Raw genomic sequence first — 7529 nt, forward strand, 5'->3', positions numbered from 1 at the left:
CGAATAATCCGACCACGATTACGACAACGACAACGACAACGTTTGCGCCCGGCATCCTTACTCACCTTTCGCCGCCCACCCCCACCCCCACCCGCAGGCCCATGCATGTCCCGCTATACCTTCTTCGCCACCGCCCCCAAGCACCTGGGCAGTCTGCTCGCCGAGGAGTTGGACCGACTGGGTCTGAACGGGGCGGTGGAGGCCCGCGGCGGTGCCCGTTTCACCGGTACCCTGGAGGACGGCTACCGCGCCTGTCTGTGGTCACGGGTGGCCAACCGGGTCCTGCTGCAACTCGCGGCCTTTCCGGCACCCGGCATCGAGGCCCTCTACGCCGGTGCCCGCGCCATCCCCTGGGAGGAGCACCTGGCGCTGGAGCGGACCTTCGCGGTGCGCTTCGACGGCAGTCTGGCCGGGGTCAACAACAGCCAGTTCCCGGCGCTGCGGGTCAAGGACGCCATTGCCGACCGCTTCATCGCGCACTGCGGACGCCGACCCAACGTCGACCCCGACCACCCGGACCTGCTGATCCATTGCTATGCCTACCAGGATAGCGCCGTCATCGCACTCGACCTCTCAGGGGGCTCCCTGCACCGCCGCGGCTACCGGGAGGAGGGCTCCGCCGCGCCGTTGAAGGAGAACCTGGCGGCCGGCATCCTGCTGCGCGCCGGCTGGCCCACCAGCGCGGCCGAGGGCGGCGCCCTGCTCGACCCCATGTGCGGCTCCGGCACCCTGGTCATTGAGGCGGCCCTGATCGCCGCGGACATCGCCCCGGGCCTGCTGCACCAGGACTTCGGCTTCCTGGGCTGGGTCGGGCATGAGCCCGCGATCTGGGAGCGCCTCATCGACGAGGCCGAGATCCGACGCACCGCCGGACTGCACCGGCTGCCACCGCTGCGCGGTTATGATGCCAGCCCCACGGCGATCCGCGTGGCGATCGCCTGCCTGGAGCGGGCCGGACTCGCGGGACGGGTCCATTTCGAGCGACGGGAGTTGGCCGACTGCTGGCCCGGGCGGGAGGAGGACCGGGGCCTGGTCGTCGTCAACCCCCCCTATGGCGAGCGGCTCGGCACCGACCTCGACCTGCCCGCCCTCTATGCCCGGCTGGGCAGCCTGCTCAAGGAGCGTTTCATTGGCTGGCGCGCCGCACTCTTGACCGGCAACCCCGATCTCGGCAAGCAGATGGGCCTGCGGGCGATCCGCCTGCACACCCTCTACAACGGCCCCATCGAATGCCGGTTGCTGCATTTCGAGGTCGACCCGCGTTACTTCGTCTCCAGCCGGCCCCGCCCCCTGGCCCCGGAGCAACGCAGCGAGGGCGCAACCAGTCTCGCCAACCGTCTCACGAAGAACCTCAAGGCCCTGCGTAAGTGGCTCAAGACGCAGGACATCAGTTGCTACCGACTCTACGACGCGGACCTACCCGAGTACGCGGTGGCGCTGGACATCTACGAGGGAGAGAGCCGCTGCGTCGTGGTGCAGGAGTATGCCGCCCCCGCCACCATCGATCCCAGGGACGCGCGCCGTCGCCTGCGCGAGGCCATGAGTGTCATCCCCGAGGTGCTGGAGGTGCCCGAGACCCAGGTGTATCTCAAGGTGCGAGAGCGCCAGCGCGGCGAGCGTCAGTACGAACGCCTGGCCGCGACCGGCCGTTTCCACCAGGTCGCCGAGAGCGGTCACCGCTTCCTGGTCAACTTCGAGGACTACCTGGACACCGGACTCTTCCTGGACCACCGCGACACCCGCCGCCTGATCGGACAACTGGCCGCCGACAAGCGCTTCCTGAACCTGTTTGCCTACACCGGCACCGCCACCGTCTATGCCGCCCGCGGCGGGGCCGCCGCCACCACCACGGTCGACCTGTCACGCACCTACCTGGATTGGGCGCGGCGCAACCTGGATCTCAATGGGATCGAAGGACTGGGGCATGAGCTGATCCACGCCGACTGCCTCGACTGGCTGCGGCTGGTCGAGGGCCGGCGCCGCTTCGACCTCATCTTTCTCGACCCGCCCACCTTCTCCACCTCCAAGCGCATGGACGAAACGCTCGACATCCAGCGCGACCACGCGGCCCTTATCCGCGCCGCGGTACGCCTGCTGGAGCCGGATGGAACCCTGATCTTCTCCAACAACCTGCGGCGCTTCCGCATGGATAGCGAGGAGCTGTCCGAACTGGAGATCACCGATATCAGTGCGGACACCCTGCCCCGCGACTTCGCCCGCAACCCACGCATCCACAACTGCTGGCGCATCCGCCGCTAGGGATTCGTTGTCGTTGTCGTTGTCGTTGTCGTTGTCGTTGTCGTTGTCGTTGTCGTTGTCGAGATTATCGCTTTTCCGATTACGACAACGACAACGATTGTGTTTGACTTTTTCTCGACTCGTTACTAACCGAGCTACGCACTTCGCGATACTTGCTTGACAAACCCGGGACAGCCACCAGTTCCAGCCCATCGTTTTGGACATGCGGAGACAACAACATGAAGGTTGCAATCATCGGCGGCACCGGGTTCGTGGGCGCGTACCTGATTGAGCGTTTGCTCGAGGACGGCCACACCCCCCGCCTCCTGGTGCGGCCCGGCAGCGAGTCCAAGGTCGACCGACCGGACGGGTGCGAACGGGTGACGGGCACGGTGGCTGATCGCCAGGCCTTGGCCGACTGCCTTCAAGGGACCGCGGCCGTCATCTATCTGATCGGCATACTGCGCGAATTTCCGGCCCGCGGTATCACCTTCGAGGCCTTGCAGTACCAGGGCGTCGTCGACACCCTGGCGGCCGCCCGACTCCAGGGTGTCCCGCGCTTCATCCTGATGAGTGCGAACGGCATTCGCGCCGACGGCACCGCCTATCAGCGCACTAAGTTCCGGGCCGAAGAGGCGGTCAAGGCCGCGGGACTGCGCTGGACGATCTTCCGCCCCTCGGTGATCTTCGGCGACCCGCGAGGGCGCATGGAGTTCTGCGACCAGCTCAAACGCGACATCATCTTGAGTCCCCTGCCCGCCCCGCTGTTCTTTCCGGGCCTGCTCCCACTCCAGGCTGGCCGGTTTGAACTCGCCCCGGTCAGTGTGACCGACGTGGCGGCGGCCTTTGCCCTGGCCCTGACCGATCCGCGCACCGAGTCGGAGACCTACTGCCTGTGCGGCCCGGACCGGCTCAGTTGGAAGGCCATCCTCACCACCATCGCCGCCGCCTGCGGACGCTCCAAGTGGATGCTGCCCGCGCCCGCCGTCGCGGTGAAGGCGGCGGCGGCGCTGTTGGATCGCTATCCCTGGTTCCCCATCACCCGCGACCAGATCGAGATGCTGCTCGAGGGCAACGTCTGCTCCGGGGACGACGGCCTGGCCCGACTTGGCATCAGACCCCAGCGGTTCGCGGCGCCGACACTGGGCTATCTGATGGATTGAGCGGGGCTCGCCGGGGCGGCTCCTCCGACCTGCGGGGTGACAAAGTTGCCGCACGGCGTCCCTGTTTTGTGTATCTCCAAGACCTGGGACCGCTGCTCAGCACCGAACCGGCATTGCTCGGGGCTTGGGCTGTCCCCTTCACGGTGTTCGCGATCGTGGGCAGGACTACCGGGTGAAATAGGCCTTGGCCACCATTTCGACGTGCATCCGGTAGATTTCCTCCCTTGAGCCGTCAGTTTCGGCCATGATGTTATTCGGGCGGGGGATGTGTGGTCCGAATCCGGCCGCGTGGATAATTTCGTGCGCGAGCGTACCCCGGTCGGTTACGACGTTTCCGCTAACAAGTACGTAGGGTGGCCACGGCGAGCCGACCACCGTAACCCCTTTCGCAGGGTACTTGAACTCGCAGAAAAAGACCGGCAGTCGCTGCCGCCTTCCCGGTGCCTTCTGATCGTCGAAGCGACGCGATCCCTCGTATCTGATTTCGTTCCAGTGATTGTATTCCGGAGGATTGTTGATCATCAGCCCGCCTGCCGCGACTACGTTCGCCGGTGTTTCAATGGTGTGCTCCGGAGTTGGGTTGCGGGAGGGATAGACGTCGAGTCCCAGGCCATGTTGGGCGAACAACTCCTCCGTCCGCGCCAGCAAAAGCCCTGCGGCCGAGTTCCTGTTTACGCAGTTCGTAACCCAGAACAGGGTTAGCCGGATCCTGAGGCCTCCCGGGTGCCGGTAGTTGACGTCGAACTGGTCTGGCTTCGGCGTCACTCCACGCTGGGGCTGAGCACCCTCCAATTGAACGGGATTCAGGGGAGAAAAGACCGTTATATAACGCGGCCCGGGGTCGGTAGGCAGGCTCGCGGTGTCTGCTGGTCGGCCGGGGATGATCAGCACGTCACCCGGGAATATCTTGTCCGGATTGGGGCGCTTCGTGCGAAACGGCTCGTTGGCAGGGTGGTAGTACAGCTCACGCCACGAGGCGCATCCTAAGCGGGTAGCGATTGCCGTGAGAGTGTCACCAGCCCGAACGGTGTATTCAGAACCCGTGGTGACGTTTGGCGGCTGGCGGGCGGGAACAACGCATTCGGTCATAGGTATGTTTCCTTTATTTTTTGGCTCAGTTCTTATTAATACGGAATATCACTCAGAGGGCTACAGTTCGTCCATGATTTGGGATGACGAGCCCCGTAGGGTCCGCTGCGCGGATCGTTTGCCGTTAGGGTTCGCATGGGGTTCTCGGCCGAGATCGCTGTCGGCATTACCGGTTGCTCGCAGGCATCCAGTAGTCCAGGACATCCATCCGCTGATGCGGGATGCCGATGATGTCGATCCCGGCTTCGCGTACGAGATAAAAGATGAGATGCGAGCCTTGCGGGTAGCTGTAATAGCCGTCCTTGATATCCGGGCGAGGCTTGCCGAGATGGGGGTTTTCCGCCAACCACCGAAACCGTCGGTCCATGGCGTTCACGTAGGCATCGCGCTGCTTCCTGCCCCAGGTCCGCAAGGTGTAGCGGGCGATGTCCCGCAAGTCCTGCGAGGCCCTGAGCGTGATCCGAAACGGCCGGGTCACGCCTCCTGCTCCGACGAAGCCAAGATGGCCTCGACGGAGTAGTCCTGCACGAACTCGCCGCGCTGCGCCTGCGTCTCACCTTCGGCGAGATGCGTTCGCAGGGCCTCAAGCGTTCGCTGTCTTGCCTCCATCTGCCGCAGGGCATCGCGCACGACCTCGCTCGGGGAGCCGTACCGCCCGCAGGAGACCTCGCTGTCGATGAACGCCTCCCAGCGCTCACCCAAATTCAGCTTCGTGGTTGCCATCGCGCACCTCGGCTCATTGTTTGTAGCCAATATGGTATCGAGGATGCCGTAAGGTCAAGCCCGCGGCGCATCGTCCCGCACAACGGTCTAACGAGCGCGCCCGGGTCCGGGCGCCCACACTTGTGAGGCCGCGGTCCTGGCCCGCGGCGCGCGCCGCACCGGCTCCATCCCGACCAGGGTCAGCAGGGTCCGGCGTTCCTCATCCGTCAGCGGTCGCCAGACACCGGGGAAGAGCCGTCGACCCAGTTCGATGTTGCCGTAACGCACCCGGATCAGGCGGCTGACCTGGCAGCCGACCGCCTCCCAGAGGCGCCGGACCTCGCGGTTGCGGCCCTCCTTGAGGACGACGTGATACCAACTGTTGGCGCCGTCGCCGCCACGCGCGCTCACGGCGTCCAGGTGGGCGGGGCCGTCCTCCAGTTCGACCCCGGCGGTCAGCCGGTCCAGGGTGCCGTCCGGGACCCGGCCCAGGATGCGCACCGCGTACTCGCGCTCCAGTTCGCGGGAGGGGTGCATGAGCCGGTTGGCCAGTTCGCCGTCGGTGGTGAAGAGCATGAGCCCGGAGGTGTTGATGTCGAGCCGGCCAACGGCGATCCAGCGCCCGTCCTTGGGGCGCGGCAGGTGCCGAAAGACGGTGGGCCGGCCCTCCGGGTCGCGGCGGGTCACCAGTTCACCCTCCGGCTTGTGGTAGGCGATGATCTGGCTCTCGGCCTCGCGCCGGGGGCGGCGGCGGACCTCCTGGCCATCGACGCGCAGCCGGTCGGTGGGGGTGGCGCGGTCGCCCAGCTTGGCGACCTGGCCGTTGACCCGGACCCGGCCCTCGGTGATCCAGACCTCGATCTCGCGGCGCGAGCCCAGCCCCTGCTCGGCCAGGACCTTTTGCAGCCGCTCGCCGGGGCCGTCCGCCGGCGCGGGCACCGGTTCGGTGCGGCCGCGCCCACCGCGGTTGCGGTCGAGCGGCGGACGGGCGGTGCCTGAAGGACGCGGGGGTGTGCCGGAGCCGTGGTGGTGGCGCACTCAGGACTCCGAGACGACCTTGTCGTAGAAGGCCAGGTAGTCGTCGCGGTTGGGGCCCTCGGTCCACTCGATGGCGGTACGGGGGTGCTGGTTGAGCTGACCGGTGATGTTGAAAGGTATCGACGGGCCCCAGATCAGTTCCTTGCGCAGCGGTGCCACCTGATGCTGGATCACCTCGATGATGGGCCGGATGTTGAACTTGGGGTTACGCAGGAACCCGAGCAGCAGCTCGGTGTGGCAGTTGCCGGCCCCGCGGCCGAAACCGTAGATGGTGGAGTCGACCCGGTTACAGCCCAGGATGATCGCCTCGATGGTGTTGGCGAAGGCGAGTTGAAGGTTGTTGTGGGCGTGGATGCCGACCTCCTTGCCGGTCCCGGCCATGGCCGCCGCATACTTCTTGTAGAGCCGGTCGATCTGCTCGCGGTAGAGGTAGCCGAAGCTGTCGACGATGACCATGGTGCTGGCCGGGGTCTCGGCGATGGCCTCCAGCACCGTGTCGATCTCCTCCTCCGTGATGTTGGAGACGGCCATCAGGTTGGCGGTGGTCTCGTAGCCCAGTTCATGGCAGTGGCGGATCATCTCGACCGCCTCGGACACCTGGTGGGCATAGAAGGCGACCCGGATCATGTCGAGCGGGCTGTCGGCCGCCGCGACGATGTCGTGCTGCCAATCGCTCTTGCCGGCGTCGGCCATGGCGGCGAGCTTCAGCCCCGTGGCGGCCGCGGTATGGTCGCCCACGACGCGGCGCAGGTCCTCCTCGGCACAGTGACGCCAGGGGCCGAACTTATCGGTCGGGAAGACCTTTTTCGAGTTCTTGTAGCCGATCTCCATGTAGTCCAGGCCGGCTTCCACGCAGGCGCGGTAGACGGCGCCGACGAAGGCGTCGCTGAACTGATGGGCGTTGACCAATCCCCCGTCACGGATGGTGCAATCGAGGACTTTGAGTTGGGGACGGTAGGTGATCCAGGGGGCCTTTTCGGACACGGGTTTCTCCAGGCAGGGGGTTGGACTTGAGCCAAACCCTGCATTGTCCGGATATCCGGCGGCGGCGGCAAATCGTTTGCAGGCGCAGGGTGCGAACCGAACTGATGCGTTAACGCACATGTCGTAGGGTACGCATCGCGTACCCGCCAAGCTGCCACGACCGCCGGAGCCGGATACGCGATGCGTATCCTACAGCGACAGCGACCGGACCTTCTCACGGACCGGGCGTCGTTGTCGTTGTCGTTGTCGTTGTCGTTGTCGTTGTCGTTGTCGTTGTCGTTGTCGTAATCGTGGTCCGATTATTCGATTACGACA

Annotated in this window: 7 protein-coding genes; 2 read left to right on the forward strand and 5 right to left on the reverse strand. The window is 65.7% G+C overall.

Translation table 11 applies throughout. The features are described 5' to 3' along the window. Positions 1–105 precede the first annotated feature (105 nt). Together rlmKL and QZY48_RS06440 are read left to right on the forward strand one after the other, a co-directional pair. Complete coding sequence (rlmKL, locus tag QZY48_RS06435; RefSeq protein ID WP_295429186.1) at positions 106–2259, forward strand: bifunctional 23S rRNA (guanine(2069)-N(7))-methyltransferase RlmK/23S rRNA (guanine(2445)-N(2))-methyltransferase RlmL; 2154 nt, start codon at positions 106–108, stop codon at positions 2257–2259. Positions 2260–2477: 218 nt separating this feature from the next. Further along, entirely contained in the window at positions 2478–3401 is a 924-nt protein-coding gene (locus tag QZY48_RS06440) for an SDR family oxidoreductase (RefSeq protein ID WP_295429189.1), read from the forward strand. 165 nt (positions 3402–3566) lie between these two features. Here QZY48_RS06440 and QZY48_RS06445 read toward each other — a convergent pair whose 3' ends face one another. The 5 genes from QZY48_RS06445 to QZY48_RS06465 all read right to left on the reverse strand — a co-directional run bounded on the left by QZY48_RS06445 (position 3567) and on the right by QZY48_RS06465 (position 7214). Then, entirely contained in the window at positions 3567–4490 is a 924-nt protein-coding gene (locus QZY48_RS06445; protein ID WP_295429192.1) for a LysM peptidoglycan-binding domain-containing protein, read from the reverse strand. Positions 4491–4656: 166 nt separating this feature from the next. Next, on the reverse strand, positions 4657–4968 hold the full coding sequence (locus QZY48_RS06450; protein WP_295429194.1) for a type II toxin-antitoxin system RelE/ParE family toxin: 312 nt from the start codon (positions 4966–4968) through the stop codon (positions 4657–4659). Then, the gene (locus QZY48_RS06455) at positions 4965–5213 is read right to left on the reverse strand and encodes a type II toxin-antitoxin system ParD family antitoxin (protein WP_295429196.1); all 249 of its coding nucleotides are present in this window, start codon (positions 5211–5213) and stop codon (positions 4965–4967) included. The genes QZY48_RS06450 and QZY48_RS06455 overlap by 4 nt, the downstream gene beginning before the upstream one ends. A gap of 87 nt (positions 5214–5300) precedes the next feature. Then, complete coding sequence (rluB, locus tag QZY48_RS06460) at positions 5301–6098, reverse strand: 23S rRNA pseudouridine(2605) synthase RluB (protein WP_295429200.1); 798 nt, start codon at positions 6096–6098, stop codon at positions 5301–5303. 132 nt (positions 6099–6230) lie between these two features. Beyond that, the gene (locus QZY48_RS06465) at positions 6231–7214 is read right to left on the reverse strand and encodes an aldolase catalytic domain-containing protein (protein WP_295429198.1); all 984 of its coding nucleotides are present in this window, start codon (positions 7212–7214) and stop codon (positions 6231–6233) included. Positions 7215–7529 lie beyond the last annotated feature (315 nt).

The sequence above is a fragment of the uncultured Thiodictyon sp. genome, assembly GCF_903828115.1.
GTDB lineage: Bacteria > Pseudomonadota > Gammaproteobacteria > Chromatiales > Chromatiaceae > Thiodictyon.

Coding starts and splice junctions, on each gene's coding strand:
- QZY48_RS06445 (WP_295429192.1), bottom strand. CDS start 4,490: ATGACCGAATGCGTTGTTCCCGCCCGCCAGCCGCCAAACGTCACCACG.
- QZY48_RS06440 (WP_295429189.1), top strand. CDS start 2,478: ATGAAGGTTGCAATCATCGGCGGCACCGGGTTCGTGGGCGCGTACCTG.
- QZY48_RS06455 (WP_295429196.1), bottom strand. CDS start 5,213: ATGGCAACCACGAAGCTGAATTTGGGTGAGCGCTGGGAGGCGTTCATC.
- rlmKL (WP_295429186.1), top strand. CDS start 106: ATGTCCCGCTATACCTTCTTCGCCACCGCCCCCAAGCACCTGGGCAGT.